General features: G+C 42.7%; 21 protein-coding genes. 15 read left to right on the top strand and 6 right to left on the bottom strand.

Annotated elements, in window-relative coordinates:
• Nucleotides 1-25 precede the first annotated feature (25 nt).
• The 3 genes from A11Q_RS12310 to A11Q_RS12300 all read right to left on the bottom strand — a co-directional run bounded on the left by A11Q_RS12310 (nt 26) and on the right by A11Q_RS12300 (nt 3,907).
• Nucleotides 26-418 carry a response regulator gene (locus A11Q_RS12310; RefSeq protein ID WP_015471149.1) on the bottom strand — a complete coding sequence of 131 codons (393 nt, stop codon included), beginning with the start codon at nt 416-418 and terminating at the stop codon, nt 26-28.
• A 27-nt stretch (nt 419-445) separates the two neighbouring features.
• Nucleotides 446-3,178, bottom strand: a complete 2,733-nt coding sequence (locus A11Q_RS12305) for a choice-of-anchor D domain-containing protein (RefSeq protein WP_015471148.1) — start codon at nt 3,176-3,178, stop codon at nt 446-448.
• 63 nt (nt 3,179-3,241) lie between these two features.
• Nucleotides 3,242-3,907: a PAS domain S-box protein gene (locus tag A11Q_RS12300; protein WP_015471147.1), complete on the bottom strand. Its 666-nt coding sequence runs from the start codon at nt 3,905-3,907 to the stop codon at nt 3,242-3,244.
• Between the two features lie 133 nt (nt 3,908-4,040).
• On the opposite strand from A11Q_RS12300, the gene A11Q_RS12295 reads away from it, so the two are divergent.
• Genes A11Q_RS12295 through A11Q_RS12285 form a run of 3 tightly spaced genes read left to right on the top strand, consistent with a single transcriptional unit; the run spans nt 4,041 to nt 7,901 of the window.
• On the top strand, nt 4,041-5,780 hold the full coding sequence (locus tag A11Q_RS12295; RefSeq protein WP_015471146.1) for a hypothetical protein: 1,740 nt from the start codon (nt 4,041-4,043) through the stop codon (nt 5,778-5,780).
• A complete protein-coding gene (locus A11Q_RS13650; RefSeq protein WP_015471145.1) occupies nt 5,777-7,621 on the top strand; it encodes a response regulator in 1,845 nt (614 codons plus the stop codon). The genes A11Q_RS12295 and A11Q_RS13650 overlap by 4 nt, the downstream gene beginning before the upstream one ends.
• A complete protein-coding gene (locus tag A11Q_RS12285) occupies nt 7,587-7,901 on the top strand; it encodes an Hpt domain-containing protein (RefSeq protein WP_015471144.1) in 315 nt (104 codons plus the stop codon). Before A11Q_RS13650 ends, A11Q_RS12285 begins: the two co-directional genes overlap by 35 nt.
• Nucleotides 7,902-7,911: 10 nt before the next feature.
• Here A11Q_RS12285 and A11Q_RS12280 read toward each other — a convergent pair whose 3' ends face one another.
• Nucleotides 7,912-8,904, bottom strand: coding sequence for a C1 family peptidase (locus A11Q_RS12280; protein WP_015471143.1), 993 nt, complete (start codon nt 8,902-8,904; stop codon nt 7,912-7,914).
• A gap of 74 nt (nt 8,905-8,978) precedes the next feature.
• Here A11Q_RS12280 and A11Q_RS12275 point away from each other — a divergent pair, with 74 nt between their 5' ends.
• The 6 genes from A11Q_RS12275 (at nt 8,979) to A11Q_RS12250 (ending at nt 14,176) form a co-directional block, all read left to right on the top strand.
• Nucleotides 8,979-9,782, top strand: a complete 804-nt coding sequence (locus tag A11Q_RS12275; protein ID WP_015471142.1) for a DUF3750 domain-containing protein — start codon at nt 8,979-8,981, stop codon at nt 9,780-9,782.
• A 163-nt stretch (nt 9,783-9,945) separates the two neighbouring features.
• On the top strand, nt 9,946-10,683 hold the full coding sequence (locus A11Q_RS12270) for a methionine ABC transporter ATP-binding protein (RefSeq protein WP_015471141.1): 738 nt from the start codon (nt 9,946-9,948) through the stop codon (nt 10,681-10,683).
• A gap of 12 nt (nt 10,684-10,695) precedes the next feature.
• Nucleotides 10,696-11,394, top strand: a complete 699-nt coding sequence (locus tag A11Q_RS12265) for a methionine ABC transporter permease (RefSeq protein ID WP_015471140.1) — start codon at nt 10,696-10,698, stop codon at nt 11,392-11,394.
• Between the two features lie 72 nt (nt 11,395-11,466).
• Nucleotides 11,467-12,285 (top strand): MetQ/NlpA family ABC transporter substrate-binding protein, encoded by an 819-nt coding sequence (locus tag A11Q_RS12260; protein WP_200860198.1) that lies wholly within the window; start codon nt 11,467-11,469, stop codon nt 12,283-12,285.
• Between the two features lie 222 nt (nt 12,286-12,507).
• The gene (locus A11Q_RS12255; RefSeq protein ID WP_015471138.1) at nt 12,508-12,990 is read left to right on the top strand and encodes a hypothetical protein; all 483 of its coding nucleotides are present in this window, start codon (nt 12,508-12,510) and stop codon (nt 12,988-12,990) included.
• A gap of 169 nt (nt 12,991-13,159) precedes the next feature.
• Nucleotides 13,160-14,176: a hypothetical protein gene (locus A11Q_RS12250; protein WP_041575293.1), complete on the top strand. Its 1,017-nt coding sequence runs from the start codon at nt 13,160-13,162 to the stop codon at nt 14,174-14,176.
• 41 nt (nt 14,177-14,217) lie between these two features.
• Here A11Q_RS12250 and A11Q_RS12245 read toward each other — a convergent pair whose 3' ends face one another.
• Nucleotides 14,218-15,477, bottom strand: coding sequence for a hypothetical protein (locus A11Q_RS12245; protein ID WP_041575291.1), 1,260 nt, complete (start codon nt 15,475-15,477; stop codon nt 14,218-14,220).
• A gap of 14 nt (nt 15,478-15,491) precedes the next feature.
• On the bottom strand, nt 15,492-16,370 hold the full coding sequence (locus tag A11Q_RS12240) for a hypothetical protein (protein WP_015471135.1): 879 nt from the start codon (nt 16,368-16,370) through the stop codon (nt 15,492-15,494).
• Nucleotides 16,371-16,641: 271 nt separating this feature from the next.
• Between A11Q_RS12240 and A11Q_RS12235 the strand changes: the two genes are divergently transcribed.
• The 6 genes from A11Q_RS12235 (at nt 16,642) to A11Q_RS12210 (ending at nt 22,588) form a co-directional block, all read left to right on the top strand.
• Nucleotides 16,642-16,890, top strand: a complete 249-nt coding sequence (locus A11Q_RS12235) for a helix-turn-helix domain-containing protein (protein ID WP_015471134.1) — start codon at nt 16,642-16,644, stop codon at nt 16,888-16,890.
• Nucleotides 16,891-16,931: 41 nt separating this feature from the next.
• Nucleotides 16,932-18,242, top strand: coding sequence for a type II toxin-antitoxin system HipA family toxin (locus A11Q_RS12230; RefSeq protein ID WP_015471133.1), 1,311 nt, complete (start codon nt 16,932-16,934; stop codon nt 18,240-18,242).
• A gap of 68 nt (nt 18,243-18,310) precedes the next feature.
• Nucleotides 18,311-19,345 (top strand): endonuclease/exonuclease/phosphatase family protein, encoded by a 1,035-nt coding sequence (locus tag A11Q_RS12225; protein WP_015471132.1) that lies wholly within the window; start codon nt 18,311-18,313, stop codon nt 19,343-19,345.
• Between the two features lie 20 nt (nt 19,346-19,365).
• Nucleotides 19,366-20,772, top strand: coding sequence for a GTPase HflX (gene hflX, locus A11Q_RS12220; protein WP_015471131.1), 1,407 nt, complete (start codon nt 19,366-19,368; stop codon nt 20,770-20,772).
• Between the two features lie 12 nt (nt 20,773-20,784).
• Nucleotides 20,785-21,843 carry a P1 family peptidase gene (locus A11Q_RS12215; RefSeq protein WP_015471130.1) on the top strand — a complete coding sequence of 353 codons (1,059 nt, stop codon included), beginning with the start codon at nt 20,785-20,787 and terminating at the stop codon, nt 21,841-21,843.
• A 49-nt stretch (nt 21,844-21,892) separates the two neighbouring features.
• Nucleotides 21,893-22,588, top strand: coding sequence for an HNH endonuclease (locus tag A11Q_RS12210; protein WP_015471129.1), 696 nt, complete (start codon nt 21,893-21,895; stop codon nt 22,586-22,588).
• Nucleotides 22,589-22,673 lie beyond the last annotated feature (85 nt).

The raw sequence follows: 22,673 nt of genomic DNA, 5'->3' as shown, positions 1-22,673 counted from the left end.
ACCACGTTGTGTTTACGATGAGAGCTTAAGCGGGCTCCCTTTCTAAGACGATTTGAGCCGAGCGCAGAAGGGACTGACAGTCCAAAGGTTTGATAAAATAATCACGCACATCTTCTTGAGACCATATTCCACGATAGGTTTGGGGTGATGTATCACGCGTCATGACAATAATAGGAACTTTTATTTTGTGCTGTCGTAAGCTTTCAAGACCGCTGACACCATTGGCACTTTTAAGCTGGTAATCTAATAAGATAAGATCTGGCTTTTGGATGCGGATATGCTCTAAGGCGCGCTCTAGGCTGGGGACCTGATAAATTTGTATCCCCAATCCGATCATAAAGTCAGCGAGTGGCTCGTTTAAAGTCGGCTCGTTGTCGACAATTAAGATTTTCTTCTTTTCAATTCTTGCAATACTCATAAATACCCCTCTTATAACGTGCTGTTTTTAAGGTAAATGTCGCATAACTAAAGCTTCAAATTCGACTCGGCCTGCGGTAATGATTTTTCCATCAGACTGAATTTTTACGTTGTAAATGTAAGCATCTTTTCCCGAAAAAGGTTGTAAGAAGACACCATTATTGCCGAACGAAATATCGCGGGCTCCGTTGCTATTCAGACGAATCACAGCCGGAGCTAAATTGCCATTATGCTGAGTGTTTCCAGCAATTAAAATTTTTCCATTTGCATCGATAGCAACAGAAGTGGCGCTGTCCACATTGCTACCCAAATCGAGTCGTACAATGCCTCCACTTCCAAAGTTGCTGTCAAAGCTACCATTGCTGTTCAGGCGAATAGCGACCACATCTTGATTGTTCGAGGCATTGTTCGTTATACCCACAGCGACGATTTTTCCATCACTTTGAAAAGCGAAGTCGAAAAGTTCATTGTTATGACCAGTCCCACTCAGATCCGCAGTGGCAACTCCATTACTTCCGAAAGAGGAGTCTAAATTTCCTGCTAGATGTGTGCGGGCGATAAGGGCACGCTTTGTACCTGAAGCCATACGATAGCCGCTGACAACAATACGATCGGCACTGTCAGAGCGAGAGGTTTTCAAACCATCATCGCCACCCGAACCAAAATCGTAAGTGCGATATCCTAGTAATCCGAAGGTCAGAAGTCGTGCGGCTCCGCCAGAGGTAAATTGGGCTGCGAAGCTGTTGTTATTACCACTAGCGAGTTCGCCCACTAAGGTAATATGTCCAGCGGAACTCACAGCAGCACAGTATCCAGCTTCAGAGCTATTGGTTAAACTGATTAAAAGTCCGTTGACTCCGCTGATTAAACCATTGCTATTAAAACTCGTATCCAATGTGCCGTTGGCATTATAGCGAGCTAAAGCAATCCCATTGTTCGATTGACCACTGAGCAGAATTTTTCCATCACTTTGTTGTGTAGAGGAATTTAATTTGTCATCAGATGCCGAACCTAAATCCGAACGAGTCAGTCCTGAGCTTCCAAAAGTCGTGTCTAGACTGCCATTTGTATTTAAACGAATTAAAGCAAAGTCGCTGTGAGTTCCATTGGAAATCTCACTGGCCAAGACGATCTTTTGATCGCTCTGAATTTCAAGGCTTTTAACTGATTGCAAAACATCTATCTGCAACTGTGTTAATCCATTAGTTCCAAAGCTGGTATCTAAGATTCCTTTAGGAATAGCCGTTCCGGTGAAGACGATAGAAGTGGTTGCCGCCTGAGTTCCATTGAAATACTGCATAGACAGAGTTTTAGAAACCAAGCCTCCGATCAGCGGAGCAAAGGAAACCAGAACAATACAACTTTGGCCAGCAGCGAGGGTAGATCCACAGGTTCCACCAGTGCCAGGGAAGCTATTTCCCAAAAAGGAAAGTGAACCTGATAATGGCGACGGAGTAATAAAAGAGGCTTCGATATCACCAGTATTAGTTACAGTTAAAGTGGTATTTTGTATCGTGTTGACATCGACAGAGCCAAAGTTAAATAAAGACCCCAGTGAAAAATCAAGTTGAGCTTCCAAAAGAGAAGAACCTGTTCCATCCAGACCTAACTGAAGTGATCTAAATCCAAAAGTGTGCGTGTAATTTAAAGTTAAGGAGTCTGACACAAATCCAGATACTGTCGGAGAAAAAACTAATCTTAAAACACAACTGTCACCGGCAGCAAGAGTGGCGCTACAGGTGCCTCCAGTTCCAGGATAATTACCACCTACAAATTGAAAAGCTCCTGAAAGGGAACTAGCACTAATCGATGTGGCATCAGTTCCACCGGAGTTATTCAACGTAACGCTGAGGACGCGAGTTTGTCCCACATCTAAATAACCAAAGTGAAGTAAAGATCCCTCTGTAATACCTAAGGTGGCTTCTAAAGTGTTTTGCCCTTGTCCGAGGATATCAAAAGAGCTGATTTGGAGTTGGCGTGAATCATGATATTGCACCAAAAATTGTGAAGCGAAGTTTCCTGTAATGCTGGGATTGAACACCACTGCAAAAGTACAAGATTGACCTGCCGTCAAAGTGTTCGAGCAGGTTCCGCCAGTACCAGGGAAGTTTCCACCTAGATAGGAAAAAGGATTATTCAAAAATGAGGTCGTTAAAATTTGTGCCGAGGCTGTTCCCGTATTGTGGATTGAAATAACTTTCGACTGACTAGAGCCGACGAACTGATTACCGAAGTCCCAAAGGTCTCCTGAGTCAAATGTAAGAACTGCAGCCGGTGCCGGAATACCTTGGCCTTTAACATTTAGACTTAATGCCGTTTCCGTCGCTAAACTACTTTTGAACTTTGCAGAAAATTCTTGTGTAAAACTCCCGATACTCTCGGGGCGGAACTCGACAACAACATGGCACGAAGAGTGGGCGGCTAAGTCTCCTCCGCACAGAGGAACACCTGAAGCGACTTCGGTTGGCTTTAAAATTTTAAAGGGATTTTCTAACTGAGCCCAATTTTTTAAAGAAGCGGTCGTGTCGCCTTTATTTGTAATTTGAAAGGTTCGTCTTTCAACCTCACCAGCCTGCAAAGATGAAAATTCTAATTTGTTTGTACTCACTTCTAGTTGTGCGGGAGTTCCGTTAAAGGAAGCGCGTTTACTACAGGCTGAGTTGAAAGCAAGGAGGGCTAAAAATAAAATCGCCATGAAAGAGGTAGAAGTAGGAGGTATTGAAACCAAACAAACTACGTGAAAATAGGATTTTGTTTTCATATTTAAATTTACGCATGAAAAAAAATTTAAAAAAAGTTGGTAAAAAACTACCACCTCAGTGTTTTATTTTGAAGCCATCAAAATGGGACTGTAGTGGAAAAGGTGTTGGATGAATGGGATTAAAAGTTGTTGAATTTTCGGGTTGGATCTAATTGGTACAGCGAAAGACAGACTACCTAGATATTCACCATTGATTTTAAAACAAGGTATGGGATGGATCTGTAGAGGAAAGCTGTGGTCTTTTTCTTTGAAGTAAGAGAAATAAAAATTAGTCAGACCCTTTGATTCACAGTCCGCTAGAATATTGGAAAGATCGCGATTTTCTGCAGAAAGGAATTGAAAAAGTTTTTGTCCTACAATTTTTTCAGACGTTACACCAATCAAATCGCTAAAAGAGTTATTTACTTTTAAAATTTCAAATTGCTGGTTGCGATACCAAATGGCGGTATTCTCTGTATCGACGTGGTTCCAATCAAAAAGAAGTAAAGAAGCTTCATCATCTAAGACTAACTTATTCACTGACATCAAATCATGGACGGGAACAGAAAGAATATCGGCAATACGATTTAAAGTGGCGACTGTCGTGCGTGCTTTTCCCACTTCAATTCTTTGATAGAATCGACGATCACATTTCATCCGACTGCAGACTTCTTTCTGTGTCAGACCGAAACGATTTCGATAAAATCGAATGTTGCGACCGATCTGCCAAGCGAGTAATTCTGCGTTCATCTTTCTCCTCAATTTGAGATCGTCACGACTAAACAAACAAAAAACTATTAACGATGTGAATTTGATTGTATAGTGATTCCTGAGAAGTTCAACAGCATGAGGTGTTCTTATCAAAAAGTATGGCCTTGGTTTTATGATGTTAATTTTTCTTAATGGTTTTTTAACCAAAGCGGTGGCGCAAGTGAACATCCAGTCCATCAAGCCAAGTTATAATTTCAGTTATACTCTGTTAGAAGATTCGTTAAGTGGTCATGTTCTGAATGAAAAATTAACTCCTAGAAATACCTTCTTTTATGTGCTGCAAGTGAACTCTGTCAGTTCGCCGCTGGTGGAATTCGATGCGAATGGACAGAATCGCAATACGATTGTGGCGAGCATCACCACCCTAGACATGGGGGTGCAGTACTCGTTTGCACAAAAATGGAATGTGTCGTTGGGATTACCGCTGCATTCGGTTCAAAGACAAGATTTGCGCACAGATAAGTTTTTGATGGGTGATGTGACCTTAGGGGTCGAGTATGAATTCCTAAACCGCTTTCAAAGTTTTATGGGTCTATCGTTGGGGGGCCAAGTTATTTTACCGACGGGTGGCAAAAATAATTTCGTTTCGAATGAGTCTTTAGGACTCGCTTTACGTTTGGCTTTGGAAAAAAATTTCAATTACTTCACATGGGTCATCAACTTAGGCACTCAACACTTTGGCAAAGCCCAACATCAGAGTTTAGATTATTCAACACAGTATCTTTTTGGAACAGGGGTGCGTGTTCCTGTGGGACAGAGCTTCGCTGTCAATCTAGAAACACAGTTGAATTATTTGAAAAAGTTTAAAGATGGTCCTGGTGATGTGTATTTAGGATTTCAATATGCCTTACGTGATAATGCTCGCTTTGATCTTGGTTTTTCCGTGGCAGGTGTTGATGGTGGCGCCGGAAAAGTCGGAGACAGCTTTCGCGGACTTTTAGTTTTTAAATATTTACCGGCTTATCAAATTGAAAAACCAGTCCTCGTCAAAAGAGTGGAAGTACCTGTACCAGTACGAGTCGAGGTTCCAGTTCGAGTGGAAGTTCCCGTCCCTGTGGAAGTACCTGTCAGGGTGGAAGTCCCAGTTCCTGTTAGAGTTCCTTCGCCTCCGGTAACAGTGGTTAAAAAAGTTCATGAAGTGGAAGTGGTGAACACAACGGAAAGGTGTGAGCCTAAACGCCGTCGCTGGAGTGTGCTGGCACGGAAGATTACACCTGCCGAGTATCAAAATCTATCTGGTCTGCCCTATGTGTCTTCGGCCAGTCGCCGTTTTGTCGTTCGCAGTATTGGTGAAGGCAATCAAGGAGCTACAAGTGCGGTTCCCTCTGTTAAAGACACAATGGTTATTTTCACAATAGATCTGTCTGCATTACCTCCGATGGAGCAGGTGATTAAAGTGGAAGGGGCTCAATTACGGATGAAAGTGCACAAACTAGCGCGCGGTGTAGATGCCGGTGGTACAGCTAGCAGTAAAGACAGCGAGATTCTTTGTATTTTAAATGCAAAGGTTTGCTCCGGCGAGCTTCACGAAACAGCTGATTGGAAAGATAATATCAATACGAATTTTTTCAGAGGAAAAGAAACACCCAATGACTACTTCCTGCGTGAACTGCTGACAAAGGGATCTGCCGGACGATTAGGACAGTTAAATTTAGATGTGGCTAAGCTGGTCGAAAACTCATTGGTTTCTGAATTACAGGGTGTTTTATATTCGCCAGAGAAAAAAGGCCGCATTTTACACTTCGCGGTGGCGAGTGATACCTATGTGGCTCCAGACGCTACAATGGACGTGGATTTATTGGTTGAAACGTGCAGCCAAGGAGAACAGCCCACTAAAGGGGGCACACCATGATTTTTAAATCCTCATCAAAGAATAAAATTTTACTTCTGTATGTGGCGGGAAGCTTTTTACTGTTTATTATTTTCTGTTTTGCTTTGATCGCTTTAAATAATTATCGTGTGGATACGGCAGCCCTGATTGATCGCTATGAGTTTGCAAAGTCTTTAACGGACATTGATCGCATGCAAAAAGATGCCGAGATCAGCCAGCTTGGTTTTTTATTGACGAATAAGCGCCGTTATCTGGCACCTTACACTGAAGTCGATTCGCAGATCTGGAGCAATATCGAAGGCCTTAAAAAAAATGGTGGTACGCCAGCTCGCGAGCAAATTTCATTGTATGAGGACTCGCTTAAGAAAAAATTTAATTACATGAAAGAGTCTGTCAGTCTGCGGGATGAAGGTTTGACGGACCCTTTGCAAGTCATCTTTACAGGTGTTGGTCGACGGACATCGGCTGACCTTGAAGTGAGCTATTCCAACTTATTAGATGATATTAAGAGCGATCTTGATCGAGCTCAGCAAAATGCAAAAAAAGCGGCGGGCTCTGCCGAAAAACTTTTTTATCAAGTGGGAATTTTGGCTTTTGTTATTTTCACTTTAGCTATGTGGGGTGTTTTTCGTGATGCCCGCCTGCGTGAACGGCACGAAGAAGAGTTGCTGCGTGCGCGTGAAATGGCTGTACAAGCTTCAGAATTTAAAACTCAATTCTTATCAATGATGAGCCACGAAGTGCGCACGCCGTTGAATGCGATTATCGGAATGTCTGAACTCTTAGAAGAGACGCCGTTAAATGATAAACAGAAAAATTATGTGGGTGTCTTTAGAAAATCAGGAGACATGCTTCTGCGTATTGTGAATGACATTCTGGATCTATCGAAAATCGAGGCTGGCGAAATGCAGTTAGAGCCTTCGTGGGTTGAGCTTTCTGTATGGTTAGATGAAATCCAGCAGATGATGTTACCTCGGGCGGAACAGAAAAAAATTGAGTTGGTTTTTGAAAATCAACTACCAGTAGGACTTATTTGTCAGATGGATGGCAATCGTCTAAGACAGGTTGTGATCAATTTAATTGGTAATGCGATTAAATTTACAGATAAAGGTGAAGTGCGCTTGCAAATTATGCGTCCTAAGTCTGATCAACTTTGTCTGGTGGTGGCAGATACGGGTTTAGGAATGACGACCGCTCAAATGAAAAGGATATTTAAGCCATTCCAGCAGGCCGATGTTTCTACGGCTCGCCAATATGGTGGGACAGGATTAGGGCTATTTATTAGTAAAAAGATATTAAATCTAGCAAATGCCACGATTCATGTGGAAAGTGAGTTAGGCAAAAGAAGTCGTTTTACTGTGGTGATGCCGACAGTATTTAAGGCACAAGACGTGACGGCGAAGCCCGCACCGGCGGCAGCCGCTGTGGATATTGAACACTTCAGACAAAAAAGTATCTTGATTGTAGATGATGTTGAAGACAACAGGCAGTTGATACAACACTATTTGGCTCCGGCTGGAATGCAGATCACTTCTGGTAGTGATGGGCAGCAAGCTTTAAATCTTTTTGAGCAACAGAGCTTTGACGTGATTTTAATGGATATGCAGATGCCTGTGATGAATGGTTCAGAGGCGGTACAAAAAATTCGTCAACTTGAAAAAGAAAAGAAGCTACGGCCCACAGTGATCGTGGCTCTGACGGCACAGGCCTATGAATCAGAGCGCGAGATGTGTCTGAAAATTGGCTGTAACTTGTATTTATCAAAACCATTTAAGAAAAAAGATCTATTTTCAATTTTAGACCAAGCGATTCGCGCAAAGGATAATTATGAAAAGCAACATATCTCTTCCCAAAACAGTTAATGTCGAATCCGAGCTGATGCACATGTTGCCACGATTTCTAGAAGCTCGTCGTGAAAACATTCACGACCTTAAAGTGGCATTAAGTCAAAGTAACTGGCAAAAAATTTCAGATGTGGGTCATATCTTGGCGGGTATCTGTGGAAGTTTTGGATTTGATGAACTCGGCGAGCTTGGTCGCGAGATTGAACAGCTGGCTTTGCAGCAAAATGAACCCGCGATTCAAGAGCGGGTTCAGCAGATGGAACAGCACATGGCAGAAGTGAAAATCATCGAAGTTTAATCGGGCTTGTTTAATCTCTGCCCTGTAATAACAACAAATATTGAGCATTCAGCGCCAAATCTTCGGCCGGAATCCAAAGCTGGCCCGCTTCACAGCGAGTTTTCCACTTATCCCCATACTTATCACAACTGGTTCCACGGGTATTACGCAAAAGAACTTCTTCTACTTGATTGTTGTTTCCACGCCATCCCACTAAAACCGAGGCATGATACTCTTTGCACTCAAGGCGTTGGAATAAACCGTTTTGATCGACAACGCGATCACCATTCCCACGTAAAAAGTCTTCGCAGTAGACCATTCCAATCGCTGCCGCGTGCTTGTTTTGTAGGGTTGTTTGCACAGAAGATTTTAATTTATCTAGGCGAGTGGCTCCATCTAAATCCACCTTGGTCATTTGAGGTGCAGCACTTAATGTGATTCGCTCTTGGCAGCGCTCGGTGACACGCTCTTGTGCTTTTTCCATAAGACGTTGTCTTTGGTAAGCGCGATGAATGGCGATATTTCTAAGTGCTTCAGCACGGGGATCATCATGACGAGTAAAAGGACTATTGCTATCAAAGCCCGCGCCCGGTCCGTTGGGATTAAGCCCGTTCAACTCGCTTTCTAGGCTTTGCATGAACTGATCAATAGAGTTTCCATTTAAGTCGCCATTAAAATCTTGGTAAGAGCAGGTCCCGTTTACAATGGCATAAGTGAGTGTGGGGTCGGGGTAGCCGCCGTTCCAATCTAAATCTTCGGCTCCATTTAGCGTGTACTCAATAGCTAGAGCCTGAGGTGATGAAAGAACTTGAGTACGCGAGTCGTGTTCGCGTCCAAAGCGATAGCTGTCATACATCTGTGTGGCGGTATAAGCATAACATGTCGCTGACTTTTGTTGATCCATGACAGGCATGAACTGCATAGAGCCGCCAGCGGCATCTAAACGAACTGTTGTCATCGCCCATGCGCTCGAAAAGGCGAACGTTGAAAACAAAATAGACACTAGCGATTTACTGAGCTTCATTTTACGTGCTCCCTACGTCAAAAAAGAATAAAACATCATCAATTCTATTGAGTTTGCAGAAGCAGTGCCACGTGATGAGGATAGAATTAAAAATTATTCATTGGTCACAGACCTATTTGTCAGATAGACCTAAAAATATGACATATTCAAAAATTCTTTTGCTGGCATCATTGGTTTTAGGAGTTTGCTTCGCCACTTCGTGTTCACATACAGATTGGCGCACGGCGGATCGCACGAGCATGGGATTAGCTCCACTTCCTGAAGAAGAAAAAGAGGCGATTGTCCATGTCTATGGTGCGCGGGCAATTAATTGGCGTGGGAATTTTTCACTTCACTGTTGGATTGCAACAAAGGCAAAAGATGCAGATCACTATGTCACCTATCATGTGATGGGATTCCGCTTAGATCGCACGGGAACTTCCGTAGTCATTGAACAGGATATTCCTGATCGTCGCTGGTTTGGTGCTGAAGTGCAGTTGATTGAAGAATTACGCGGAGCTAAAGCCGAAGCGGCGATTCCTAAAATCCAAGAGTTAGCGGAAAACTATCCGAACGCAGGTGTTTATCGTGCATGGCCCGGCCCTAACAGTAACACATTTGTTTCACACATCATTCGTCATACTCCTGAATTAGGAGTCGAGCTGCCATCGAATGCCATAGGGAAGGACTGGATTGATAACGGAGATCTGGTGGGCTTTTCTGAAAGTGGCACCGGAGTGCAATTATCTGCACTCGGCGCCTTGGGGGTCACATTAGGTTTAGCAGAAGGTATCGAAGTTAACTTGTTGGGTATGAGCTTCGGTGTGGATTTCTGGAGGCCTGCTCTGAAGTTGCCATTCGTCGGTCGCTTAGGATTTAAAGATGCTCCCGTTTATTGACTTTTAAAGGTGATAGCGTTATCAAGATAAAGCCGATTTGAGACAGCTTGCGGGCAAAACAGCTAAAGCGTTAGTAAAAACAGTCCTTCCACTTTCGCCCTTTCGTCTGCCATCTGATTCAAAAAAGCACGAACACTGAATTTAACTGAAGGTGATGCGTTCTATGTTTGAATTGAAAAATATCAATAAATCTTTTCAGCTTCCTACAGGTGAAACTTTTCAAGTCTTAAAGGATTTTTCTTTATCAGTTAATAAAGGTGAAGTCTTTGGACTTATCGGTCTTTCTGGCGCAGGTAAATCGACCGCTTTACGCACATTTAATTTGCTAGAGGCTCCTGATCAGGGACAGGTCATCTTCAAAGGTAAAGACATTTCAACAATACAGGATAAAGAGCTGCGATTGGTGCGCCAAAAGATCGGAATGATCTTTCAACACTTTAATTTATTATCAAATAAAACAGTGTCCGAAAATGTGGCCCTATCGTTGAAAATTGCAGGTTGGAAATCAGCGCAGATTAAACCGCGTGTGATGGAATGTCTTGAGCTAGTCCGCTTGCAAGACAAACATGATGTCTACCCGAATCAGCTTTCGGGTGGTCAAAAGCAGCGAGTGGCTATCGCCCGCAGTATTGCAAATAATCCTGATCTTCTATTGGCTGACGAGCCGACCAGCGCTTTAGATCCGTTGACGAAAAATGAAATTTTAGAATGTCTTCTGCGTCTGAATAAGGCATTGGGTTTAACAGTGGTGATTTCAACTCATGAAATGGGTTTGGTTAAGAAGCTTTGTCAGCGGGTAGCTATTATTAATGGCGGACAAAATTTAGAGACCTTGGATGTGCGCGAAGGGCAAATTCAGCCCACATCAAGTTTTGGTAAAGCCTTATTGGAAACGATTTAACAGGGACTAATTATGAACGAAGACAATGCAGCCATTATAGATGAGGCGTCGACTGAAACTTTGATGAGTTACTTGCCCGAGTTTGCGCAGGCCAGTTGGGAAACACTCCAGATGCTGTTGTTTGGATTACCTGTAGCGGTGATCTTTGGTGGCATTATCGGAACTTTATTGTTTTTATGGCGCCCAAGTGGATTGCGTGAAAATCGAATTTTATTTTTTATCACGGGCAGCGTGGTGAACATCGTGCGCTCGTTTCCATTTGTGATTTTGTTAATTTCAGTAGGACCATTAACGCGCGTTCTGACAGGAACAACGATTGGTCCAATTGCGGCGGCGGTTCCTCTGTCGATAGCAGCGATTGCTTATTTTGCTCGTATTGTCGAATTAGCTTTGAACGATGTGCCTAAAGGAGTCATCGAAGCCAGTTTGTCCATGGGTGCGTCCATCCCAAGAATTGTCTTTGATGTTCTTTACACGGAAGCCCGTGCCTCTTTGATTTTGGGGTTTACGGCTTTAACCGTCAGTTATATTTCGTACTCGGCGGCGGCAGGCATTGTGGGTGGCGGTGGTATTGGTGATTTGGCTATTCGCTATGGCTATTATCGTTTTCAGACAGATATCATGTTGGTGACAGTGGTGACCTTGATTGTTTTGGTGCAATTGATTCAGTTTGCCGGAGGCCGTTTGGCGGCTCGTTACAATCGTAAATAGCGGAGTCGTCGGGATATAGTCGCAAGGATATAATTTTTAACTCGAAAGGGATTCAAAATGAAAAAGAACTTTATGAAATGGTTTAGTTTTACATTCGGAGTAACAGCTTTGTTTCTAACCTCAACAACCGTGCAGGCACAGACTCCATCGCCAGCAGCTAAAAAGCAGAACATCACTATCGGAGCCACTGTTGGCGACTTTGCTGATCTGGTGAAGCATGGGTTACGTCCTCAGCTTGAAAAAAAAGGCTACAAAGTTAAATTGGTGGAGTTTACTGATTACGTGACACCGAACTTAGCTTTGGCTGAAGGCAGATTGGACGCGAATATCTTTCAACACAAACCTTACCTAGATCAGTTTGCGAAAGAGAAAGGTTTGAAACTGTCTGCGGTTGCACAAGTGCCAACAGCGCCGTTGGGTTTATACGCAGGTAAATTAAAATCATTAGATGAAGTGAAAGAAGAAAGTAAAATTGCGATTCCTAACGATGCCACTAATCTATCGCGTGCACTGACGATTTTGTCGGATTTAGGTTGGGTTGAAATTTCTAAAAATGCGAATCCTCTATTGGTGGGAACTAAAGACATCACCAAGAATCCAAAAAAGTTAAAAATCGTTTTACTTGAAGCCGCTCAATTACCTCGAGCGTTAGCTGATGTCGACTATGCCGTTATTAACGGAAACTATGCGACCAGTGCAGGGATGGCATTGACTTCGGCACTAACTCAGGAAAAAAGCGACCTGTACGTGAATTGGGCTGTGGTGACAGAAAAGAACAAAGACAGCGTGTTTACAAAAGATCTCGTTGAAGTTCTGAACTCAGAAGAGCTAAAAAAGTACGCGAATACGAAATTTAAAGGCTACAAATTCCCCACATCTTGGAAGAAATAAACTCAGTCAGATCGAAAATAAAGTAGATGCAAGGGGCTTCTAAAGCCCCTTTTGTATATTATATGTATTTTTTAGCCGCTTGAGATCAAGATATATTAGGTTTTCGTCAAGAAGGCTTTCGCCCCTTTCTTTTTATTTTAGATAGCAGTACGTTCCTGAAAAACGAGTTCCAAAAACAGATCAATTACCGTTTAACGGCAATTCAAACGCAAGGAGACTGCAATGAAAACAATGATCGCTCTATTCGTAATTTTATCCGCTCAGGCTGCTATGGCTCAAACATGTTTCGTGTTAGATAAAAGCCAACTGCCATCACATTCAAAGCCTTTATACAACAAGATGATTGATCAAGTGCCTCAACAAGTTTGTGTAAAAACAGAAGATATCAATCTGATTGAACGAGTAGTGACTTACAAAATCAGCACAGATAAATTGTCAGCACAAAACATTCGTTTATCATTTCAACCAACACAGTTAGAAGATCAAAAAACATATAGCTTGAAAAGCTCAACTTTTTTCCCGTTTTATGAAGGATCAACTTGTAGCGAAAGCGCAAGCTCATTCTTGCGTGCGACTTCGACATACAATTCAAAAACTGGCCGTACCCAAGTTCAAAGCATTGAATTGCGTTTAGACTACAATGCTTTTGATAACTGCCACTCTCAGTCTGATGTGGATGTTATTGTTCCTTACAAAAAGATCTAATTGAGCTAGAGATAGTTTAAATAGATTTTAATAATAAGATATCTAAAGGGCTGCTTCGGCCTCTCTCGGAAGTGGCCCTTTCTTTTTTGTTTTCGTTACTGGATTGTCTCAATTCAAGAATCCAACGATCTTCTGTTTTTAAATTCTCGACTTCGTATAAACTAGAAGTATGAAACCAATGCCAATGTTCACGTGTTCTGTCGTGTTGCTGGGGTGCTTTACTTTTTCTTCTGTCTCGTTTGCCACATCCTCTTCCTCTGGCGAATCACAATATGTAAAAGCGAGTGATCCAGATGAAGGATATGAAATTCCTCCGTATTATGGTGATGATATGGAAGGATTCTTACATCAAGAATGCCATGATAAAAAAGCTGTTATTGTCTGTGAAATGGTGCAGGCGCGTTTATGGAGCGATCAACGTTTAAGTGAAGCTTTGGCAATCGCAGAAATCATATGTCCAAAGAAGCCAGAAAGATGTCAGGATATCTATTATATAGCAGAAGGGATTGGAAACAAAGAGGCCAAACGGGCTTTAGCAAAAATAGAGGCTATGTGCACAGCGGATGTTAAATTCTGTGACAGTCTTGCGGGTATTTATGAAAATCAAGGCAAGACCACCGAGGCAGTTAAGGCTGCGAAAAAATACTATGACAAATTTAAAGAGGGCAATTACACATGGTTTGCCTACAAATATAATGTTGATAAAAAACTAGCATTTGAAGAGACTTTAAAAAAGTGTCGCACGAGGGACTTTTCCTGCTCTTTTACCTTACGCTATATGCCGGATCATCCTCAGCGAAATGAGGTGGTCAAGATATTAACAGAAAATTGTCTTAATAAAAAAACCGAAAGCTATGGCGCTACAGAATGTGCCATAATAGGAGCGTATTACTTTAGTAAGGAACAGCATGCGCAAGCGTATCAGATGTGGGATAAAGACTGTCAGCTCAATACAGTTTCTTGCCTGATGATATTAGGCGGGAAAGACTATAGCCCTGAGCAATACACGCAAGCGATGCATCGTTTTTGCTTTGTATCACCACAGGCACAAAGTGTGTCTCACGGGACAACGCGGATGAACTATTGTCCTAAGTCCCGTGCGCAGGGAATACCAGCAGCGAATATGCTTCAATTACAACAAGAGGGTCGAAGGCTTATTGCAAATTATCTTAAAGAGCAAAAATAGAAATTATCTGTAAGAGTCAAAGTATATAGACAGCAACGTGGCTACGGATTTGGTGTGGACGCAGGCCCGCTGGCTTCACTCATAGCTCCACCTTGATTTCTAATAAAGCGAATCAAATTCGTGTAGCGCGATGCTGAAATTTCCATAACGTAGTATTGCAAACCTAAATTACGATTTTGAGCTGTGTTCTGTGAAACATCCTGTGAAAATACAAGGTAGGTATGAGTTGAGCCTGTGTTTTCATTGACGCGAGTGAAGACAAATAGGTTGTGCTCGCGCGAGAACATATTGTTGGGATCAATACGCACATCATAGGCATTGACCTCTGCAAAAGAGCGAGCCGCCACACGTTGAGCCACTTCGGTGCGAAGTTGTTGAAACTCCGCCTTTACATTCGGTTGGTTCGCAGGGATAGGGATGTTGTTGAGCGTATTATTCATGTAGCTCAAATTGATCTCTGCCGCCGGAGGAGTCGATACAGGAGCCTCTTTCGCCGGATGGATGAACATCTGGCTATTCATCACAGTCAATGCAATCGCACCACCAATTATAAACTTAAAAGGCTCTTTAATCAGAACTTGGTGGAATACATGCTTAGCCTTGCGCAGTTTAAACTGAGACTCGATACGCATCATACTGTTAGATTGAAAGATACGGGCGACCTCTTCTTTTTTGAAGTAGCGGAAGTAGTCAGCAAGATGAGCAAATTTATTTAAAAGGGCCCCTTCAACAACTAGGGGAACTTGCACATTCAGATCAAGCCCACGCACACCATATTCGCTCAGTTCAAATTGAGTCTGATTCAAACGCAGTTGATCGTTGCTCATCAGCTCGTTGGTGACTTTGATCTCGCGTCCAGCCGGAGTGATTAAAACTAACTTGTCTTGTAGAATAAAGCGAGGCGAGCCATTCGAGCGCGACTCATAAGTGAGCTGTAAAACATAGCCATCTTTCACAGGAATACCCAAAGTGAACTTATTTTTTAAAAGAACATTTTTGTCTTCTAGTTTGAAATCACTGTTATGAACGAGCATGCGAACGAGTTCGATGGCAGATTGGTTGACGTCACGACCGAAATTACCTTCTTGGATGTTCAAGCGTGTGGCCACATGGTCAGCCGCGACTTTTGTGATACGAACACGGGAAGAGTCAGATGTGATTGTATAAGGGTCAAAAGGTTGTACAAAAAGACTTTCACAAGTTAACGCCTGCGCCGAAAATGAGGAAAGCAACAAAAGCGCTGGAAAAACATAGTTCAGAGCCGACTTGAAGAAGGACTTCGTAATGAATGATGTGTTCATAAGGGACCCCTTCATTATGTACCGTCCACAATAACGGTGGCGTTATTTAAAAAATATTCAATTTGTGAGCGAATTTCCTGAGGAAACCGAACGATGGTTTCATCTGTAATTTCATTTCTAAGAATACGGGCTGCATGTTCATCGCAAATGCGCCCCAAGTCGTCGTTGATTTTTTTTAAGTAAGCTATCTGAGGGCTATCTTCAATTCGACCTCTATTGCCTAAAGACTCTTGACGGACTTGGTTTTGAATTTGTAAGTAGCGTAAAACATCGCGAAGATTTTTGCGGACGTCATGCATTTCATCCACAGTGACGTCTCGTTTATGCATTAAAACGCGCGTGTCATTTAACACTTCTAAAAAGTAACGACTGACAGAACGTCTTGAGGCAGGTTTAGCGTCTTTTAAAAGAGCTTCGAAATCTAGCTCTGAATATTTTCTTAATATTTGTTTCGCCATATCGCGCGCACCAACTGAGTCATTCATTAAGACGAGATCTTTTAGGACTCCAAAGTCACGGACGAATTTGGCAAATTCGCGTGGGCTACCATGATCTTTTTCAGAAGTTTGAAAAATAGATCTCATAAACGAGGCCTGTTGGCGGAATTTAACGATACGTTTACGTTGCTTAGGTGTCAGAGCTTCTAAGCCGGTATCACGAATGATTTTTAAGACTTTTGTGAGCTGAGGCATTTCAAACTCAGCGATCAGTTTGTCGTGGGCTGCGGTCAAATACGCACGGGAACTGTTGCGTCCGCCAATTTCGATAGGAAAATCCAGACCTTCTAATTGCGCAAATAAAGCAGAACAGCGCGGAGCTGCAATAGCAGCCGCAGGTGAAAAGGCCATCCCAGCCCAAACCAGCGTTAAAAATAAGAAACGATATAATCCCATAACCTGAAACTTAAAATGCAATAAACATGAAACCTCAGTTAAAATTTAAGAGGTTATGACAGGGAGAATGGTGTCTAGACTTTAGACAAGGGCCGAAGTAGGCTCAACAGAGTTTTTTGTTTTTACTATACCTCCTAGGCTATATAGAGCCTATCCAAGTTAAATTATTATAAAATCGTATAAAAATAAAATATAACAAAATCGTATAAATATTTTTTATTATAAAATCATATAAAAATATAATATAATAAAATCGTATAATGGAGGGGTTGTGAAAAGCGCAAAAAATCATCAAGAAATTGGAAAACTTCTTAAATATCATCGGCAATTGCAGGGGCTATCACAACAAGAGTTAGCAGATCTCGCTGGACTGTCACAGCCAGCCATTTCAAATATTGAAAAAGGACTGGGGGGAACCTTGGGCACTGTTGAAGCGATCATGTTTGCATTGAAGTTAGAAGTATTATTCGAACCTATTAGCAAAATTGATAAAAAGGATTTGGTTTCCCTTGTCGATTGATTAAGAAATTCAGTTGTGTAAAAGCTCGTTGAGGAAATGGCATGGGGCGAAAAAGAATAGTTCAAAATTTAATGGTTTATTTAGGCCGAAATAAAATCGGAATGCTGAAGCGTCGAGCTGATGGTTCGATGGAGTTTCGCTATGAGGACAATTGGGTCGATACGGGTTATGCTATTTCCTTATCCTTGCCCTTAGCAGATCGGGTGTTTTTAGGAGAGCGAGCCTCTTTTTTCTTTGATAACTTATTGCCGGACAACAAGAGAACTTTAGAGGCGATTGCTGAAAAGTTTGATGCCTCTAGTACCAAGTCATTTGATATCTTGGCTGTGATTGGACGGGAGTGTGTCGGGGCGTTGAGCTTTTTCGACGAAGACGATGAACCTGTATTTTTGGAAAAGATGAGTGTGCGTCCTATCAATGAGGAGAATATCGCCAGACGTCTTAGAGGATTAGCTAGTGAAAATCCTCTGGGAATGGATGAGGATGGAGATTTCCGTATATCGATTGCTGGAGCACAAGAAAAAATGGCCTTGCTCTATCGCAAAAACAAGTGGTGGGAGCCGCGTGGTATAAGCCCAACCAGTCATATTCTTAAAAAATCAATAGGCACTCTTCTTAAAGGAACGACAGAGGCTCCTATTGATTTCGAAGCTAGTGTTGATAATGAGTGGATAAGTTTAAAGTTAGCGAAGCAATTCAAAATTGAGGTGGCATCGGCCGAGATTAAACAATTTGAAGACCAGCGTGTCCTTAGTGTCGAACGTTTTGATCGGCAGTGGCAGAACGATATTCTAGTTCGCATCCCGCAGGAAGATTTTTGTCAGGCGACAGGAACTTCTCCGGTTAAGAAATATGAAAAAAATGGTGGTCCTTCTTTACAAGCGATGATGAATATTTTGTCCAGTTCAGCCAATGCAGAAGAGGATCGTAAGATGTTGTTCAAGACGGCAATGTTTAACGATCTTATTCACAATACTGACAGCCACGCTAAAAACTTTAGCCTTTTCCATGTGCGCAAAGGATATCTTTTAACTCCTATGTATGATCTTTTAAGCGCGCACTTTTTGAAAGAAAATCACAAAGTGCGATATGAAAATTTAAAATCTAGTCTGCGTATCAATGAAAAAGAAAAGTATGTCGATATAACGCTGAATGATTGGCAACAAGAAGCACAGAAATGTGGACTTAGTGAAGATACATTTGAAGAGATCACTCAAGAGCTAAAATCCTCAGTCGCCGCCATGGAAGCACCACAAAAGAAAAGCACTGAGGATCTTGATCTTAAACAGCAAGAGTTGATTTTAGAGGGTGTTCACGAGCGTTCAAAAAAACTATGGACGAAGGAAGTTTAATTTACAGAAGCTTCGTAAGTTGACGTTCAAGCTTTACAGAAGCTGCAGCCTCGCTCTAAAATAGCGGCATGAGATCTAGCGTATTGTTTTTTGTATTAGCTATGAGCCTGTCTTGTCAGGCTCATTCTTACAAATCACAGAGTTCAACTTTAAAAATAGTGACCTATAATACATGGTTACTGGATTTGCCATTTAATATGGGCTCGCGGGATATAGCCGCTCGTCTTAATATAATTCCACAAGAATTAGCCAAGTTAGATGCAGATATTATCGCACTACAAGAGGTGTGGTCCCCTCGGGCTCGCCAGAAACTAGCTTCTGAGTTTTACAAAAAAGGTTATCTTTATTCACAGGAAGAGTCTTTGCCTGCAAATTGGCTACTGCGGGGCTGGTTGGGCAATGGTTTGTTAGTCGTATCCAAATATCCACTGGCGCACATATCGAATCAAAATGAACGCGTATTGTCTTTCAGTACTTTCACGCGTCCAGATGAGTATTTTGCAGGGAAAGGGGCTGTGCATATGCGCGTCCAGATTCCTGACTTTGGCGAGATCAGTTTTTATAATACTCATTTAGGGGCGGTGAGCTTTAATCCGAAAGCCCAAGCATTCGATTCCTCACATGAACAAAGTCGTCGGCAGCAATCCCGTGAACTGATTGAGTTCATTCGTAAAACCCATGAAGAGCGTCCGATAATTTTAGCCGGTGATTTCAATGCACATTTTAAAACCTATCATCAAGGTGGCTACACAGAAGAATATGGGGAAGATTACAAGTCCATAACCTGTACGACAGGCGCTGCCGATAATTGCTTAAATCTTTTGGACTCTTATAAAAGTCTAAATACGGATGCTAAAGTCAAAGCCACGGCTTCCCCTCTAACAAATCAATATATTGGAGCCTCTTATTTTTATAAGAATCCAGCTCCCGAGCAAGTGATTGATTATATTTTCGTATCTTCGTCTTCTGCAATGAAAGTACAAGAATCTAAAATTGTATTAACTGAAAAATTAAAAATCCCCAATCGCTCAGGGGAATTGCCCCTATCGGACCACTATGGAGTACTGACCGAGTTACAGTTGATTCTATTGTCCGTGGATTGACTGTGTGATAGATATAAGCCATGTCGATCGAAAACAAAATTAAAAATGCCGTTCTTGTGGGGATTCAGCTTCCTAAAGTCAGTTCTGCGGAATTAGAGGCCTCATTACAAGAACTCACTCGTTTGGTGACAACACTGGGCTACAATGTCGTCGGTCAAGTGACACAAAAACGAAATTCCGATCGCTCCGCCGCTGTTCTGGGGGATGGAAAATTAAAAGAATTAGCTGAATGGACCGGAGGCACGGGTAAGATCGCCGCCATGGTCGAACATAAGTTGTCCAAGGCAGCGCAAAAGTGGCAAGACGAAAAAAATGCATTGGCAGAAGAAAATGAAAACCCAGAAAATGACAGTGAAAACGAAGAGTCGGGCATCCTCAGCGAAGAGCAAAAAAACTCGGCCCAAATCGTCATTGTCGATACGGAACTTTCTCCGTCACAGTTGCGAAATTTAGAAAGCGCCACAGGTGTCACAGTTTTAGATCGTACCGGCGTGATCATTGAAATCTTCAGCCGCCACGCCCGTACTCGCGCAGCCCGTTTACAGGTAGAGATCGCACGACTGACCTACGTGGCACCGCGCTTACGTGAAACTGGAGGCGGAGAAGATCGTGGTGGAGGCGGCGTCGGCGGTAAAGGAGCCGGAGAAAGCAGCCTCGAATTAGACAAACGCAAAATCCGTGATCGCATCAAAGAACTTAAAACCGAATTGGCCTCTATTGGTAACGAACATCAAGTGCGCCGTGCTCGCCGCGAGCAGGAAATTTCCGTGGCGTTAGTTGGTTATACGAATGCGGGAAAATCATCGTTGATGCGAGCTATGACGGGAAGTGAAGTTTTAGTGGCGGACAAACTTTTTGCCACATTGGACACAACCATTCGTCAACTTTATCCAGAAACTCGTCCAAAAGTTTTAATGTCAGACACCGTGGGATTTATTAAAAAACTTCCCCATGACTTAGTGGCCTCGTTCAAATCCACTTTGGACGAAGCCTTACATGCTTCGTTATTATTGTTTGTGGTGGATTCTTCAGATCCGTCATTTCGTTCTCAATTGGAAGTGACTCAAAGTGTTTTGGCGGAAGTCGGTGCAACAGAAGTTCCAAGCTTGTTGGTCTTGAATAAAAAAGACCGCCTGACAGCAGAGCAAATGAAGTCGCTGCGCGCTGAATATCCGGAAGCGGTGATGATTTCCACCCGTGATAAAGACGACTTAAAAATGATGCGTGATAAAATCATGGGTTATTTTGAAAGTCACATGATAGATGAAACACTTTTTATTCCATACACAGTGCAAGGTGTGATCGGTGAAATCCGCGCGAAGATGCGTGTACTCAGCGAATCCTATGATGAAAAAGGTGTCTCGCTTACTGTGCGCGCCACGGAAGAATCGTTATCTCAATTGAAGAAGAAATTTAAGATTAAATAGGAGAACCCACCCATGAAATACAATTTTAAACCCGGCCCTCGTAATCGCATTACTGATGTTGACTCTATCCGTGTAGGACAGGCTGAAGATCATGAGGTTTGGACGGGCACTACAGTTTTGCTTTTTGACAAGTCTGCCGTCGCCGCTGTGGACGTGCGTGGCGGAGCACCGGGAACGCGTGACACCGATGCACTCAATCCAAGTTGTCTGGTGGATCGCATTGACGCTATCGTGCTGAGTGGTGGATCTGTTTTTGGTTTGGGGGCTTCTTCTGCCGTGACTGACACACTGGCCTCTCGTGGGATCGGATTCCCGATTGGACCTGCTCGTGCGCCGATTGTTCCTAGTGCTGTCTTATTTGATTTATTAAACGGTGGTAACAAAGAGTGGGGCGATAAATCTCCGTATTGGAATTTAGGCCGCGCGGCTTTGGATGCCGCTGACTTGGATTTTAAATTGGGAAATGCGGGAGCCGGTTTCGGTGCGAAAGCTGGCCCGTTAAAAGGTGGATTAGGTAGTGCTTCTTCTCTATCTGGTGATGGCCTACAAGTGGGCGCGATTGTGGCCGTAAACTGTGTGGGCAGTCCGGTGATGCCCGGTCAGTCTTCGCTTTGGGCATGGCCATTTGAACAAGCCAATGAACTGGGCGGCCAACCGATCCCGACATCGTCGATAGATTTTTCTTCAGCAGGCGAAGCGTGGACAGGATCTCCATTGGACACCTTGCAACCGGCGAATAAAGCCGGAGAAAACACCACCATCGGAGTGGTCGCAACGAATGCTCGTCTAACCAAATCCGAAGCTCAGCGCGTGGCGATCATGGCACAGGATGGTTATGCGCGCTCGATTCGTCCGGTGCACACGCCGTTTGATGGAGATACTGTTTTTGCAGCCTCAACAGGGCAGTGGGGAAAAGACATCGAAGCCCGCGCCGATTTAGTAAATCGAATTGGCCTAGTCGCAGCAGATTGTTTGGCCCGCGCCGTGGCCCGTGGTGTGTACGAAGCCACAGCACTCGGTGGCATGCCAGCCTACCGCGAAGTGCACGGTAAAAATCTGCGCGTGAAATAATATTTATTCTAGAGATATTCATAATTAATATTAGGAAAAGAGCTGTTTTTTGAAACCAGGTGATATTATTTCTTATAGTCAAATGTGTATGGAAGAGGGTGGAGGAAGTCTTCAAAAAGGAATGAACTATCGCCTTCGAGGACGGAATACGGTGATCCTAATGAGCTTGCAGCCAAATGCTCCCTACGCAGATGCTGTATTGGATGATGGTAAAATTTTGATTTATGAAGGTCATGATATAAATAACAGACGGAACGGCCCAGATCCTAAAACCCAAGATCAACCGATGTATAATCCAAATTCCAAAACTTTGACAGCAAATGGTAAATTCTATGAAGCCGCGAAAAATGCAGTTCAAGGGGAAAAACCAGAGCTAGTTCGGGTTTATGAAAAGATTAAAGCAGGCATTTGGTCCTTTAATGGTATATTTGAATTAGTAGATGCTAATATTGTTAATGAGAACAATCGCAAAGTATTTAAATTTACATTGCACATTACTGATAAAAGCTTAGATGAAAAATCTAATAATATTCAAACGCTTGAACATAACCGAATGATACCTTCACAAGTAAAACTGGAAGTATGGAAAAGGGATGGAGGAAAGTGTACAACATGTGGAAGCTCAGATAATTTACATTATGATCATATTTTGCCTTTTTCCAAAGGAGGATCATCTTTAGTTGCATCAAATATTCAATTGCTCTGTGCTCGACATAATTTGGTAAAAAGTGACAAAATAGAATAAGCTAATGATCATTCAAGAAATAAATTTTCATTTTTAGTTGTCCAAACTTTTGACGATCTCGTAATATTTATAGCCTTTTAAATCC

It is taken from the genome of Pseudobdellovibrio exovorus JSS (assembly GCF_000348725.1).
Classification (GTDB): domain Bacteria; phylum Bdellovibrionota; class Bdellovibrionia; order Bdellovibrionales; family Bdellovibrionaceae; genus Pseudobdellovibrio; species Pseudobdellovibrio exovorus.
This window is presented reverse-complemented; position numbering and strand designations above follow the sequence as displayed.

What these genes read in the sequence shown, in the direction of transcription:
- A11Q_RS12310 (WP_015471149.1), bottom strand. Translation starts at nt 418, where the DNA reads ATGAGTATTGCAAGAATTGAAAAGAAGAAAATCTTAATTGTCGACAAC.
- A11Q_RS12305 (WP_015471148.1), bottom strand. Translation starts at nt 3,178, where the DNA reads ATGAAAACAAAATCCTATTTTCACGTAGTTTGTTTGGTTTCAATACCT.
- A11Q_RS12300 (WP_015471147.1), bottom strand. Translation starts at nt 3,907, where the DNA reads ATGAACGCAGAATTACTCGCTTGGCAGATCGGTCGCAACATTCGATTT.
- A11Q_RS12295 (WP_015471146.1), top strand. Translation starts at nt 4,041, where the DNA reads ATGATGTTAATTTTTCTTAATGGTTTTTTAACCAAAGCGGTGGCGCAA.
- A11Q_RS13650 (WP_015471145.1), top strand. Translation starts at nt 5,777, where the DNA reads ATGATTTTTAAATCCTCATCAAAGAATAAAATTTTACTTCTGTATGTG.
- A11Q_RS12285 (WP_015471144.1), top strand. Translation starts at nt 7,587, where the DNA reads ATGAAAAGCAACATATCTCTTCCCAAAACAGTTAATGTCGAATCCGAG.
- A11Q_RS12280 (WP_015471143.1), bottom strand. Translation starts at nt 8,904, where the DNA reads ATGAAGCTCAGTAAATCGCTAGTGTCTATTTTGTTTTCAACGTTCGCC.
- A11Q_RS12275 (WP_015471142.1), top strand. Translation starts at nt 8,979, where the DNA reads ATGAGGATAGAATTAAAAATTATTCATTGGTCACAGACCTATTTGTCA.
- A11Q_RS12270 (WP_015471141.1), top strand. Translation starts at nt 9,946, where the DNA reads ATGTTTGAATTGAAAAATATCAATAAATCTTTTCAGCTTCCTACAGGT.
- A11Q_RS12265 (WP_015471140.1), top strand. Translation starts at nt 10,696, where the DNA reads ATGAACGAAGACAATGCAGCCATTATAGATGAGGCGTCGACTGAAACT.
- A11Q_RS12260 (WP_200860198.1), top strand. Translation starts at nt 11,467, where the DNA reads ATGAAATGGTTTAGTTTTACATTCGGAGTAACAGCTTTGTTTCTAACC.
- A11Q_RS12255 (WP_015471138.1), top strand. Translation starts at nt 12,508, where the DNA reads ATGAAAACAATGATCGCTCTATTCGTAATTTTATCCGCTCAGGCTGCT.
- A11Q_RS12250 (WP_041575293.1), top strand. Translation starts at nt 13,160, where the DNA reads ATGAAACCAATGCCAATGTTCACGTGTTCTGTCGTGTTGCTGGGGTGC.
- A11Q_RS12245 (WP_041575291.1), bottom strand. Translation starts at nt 15,477, where the DNA reads ATGAACACATCATTCATTACGAAGTCCTTCTTCAAGTCGGCTCTGAAC.
- A11Q_RS12240 (WP_015471135.1), bottom strand. Translation starts at nt 16,370, where the DNA reads ATGGGATTATATCGTTTCTTATTTTTAACGCTGGTTTGGGCTGGGATG.
- A11Q_RS12230 (WP_015471133.1), top strand. Translation starts at nt 16,932, where the DNA reads ATGGGGCGAAAAAGAATAGTTCAAAATTTAATGGTTTATTTAGGCCGA.
- A11Q_RS12225 (WP_015471132.1), top strand. Translation starts at nt 18,311, where the DNA reads ATGAGATCTAGCGTATTGTTTTTTGTATTAGCTATGAGCCTGTCTTGT.
- hflX (WP_015471131.1), top strand. Translation starts at nt 19,366, where the DNA reads ATGTCGATCGAAAACAAAATTAAAAATGCCGTTCTTGTGGGGATTCAG.
- A11Q_RS12215 (WP_015471130.1), top strand. Translation starts at nt 20,785, where the DNA reads ATGAAATACAATTTTAAACCCGGCCCTCGTAATCGCATTACTGATGTT.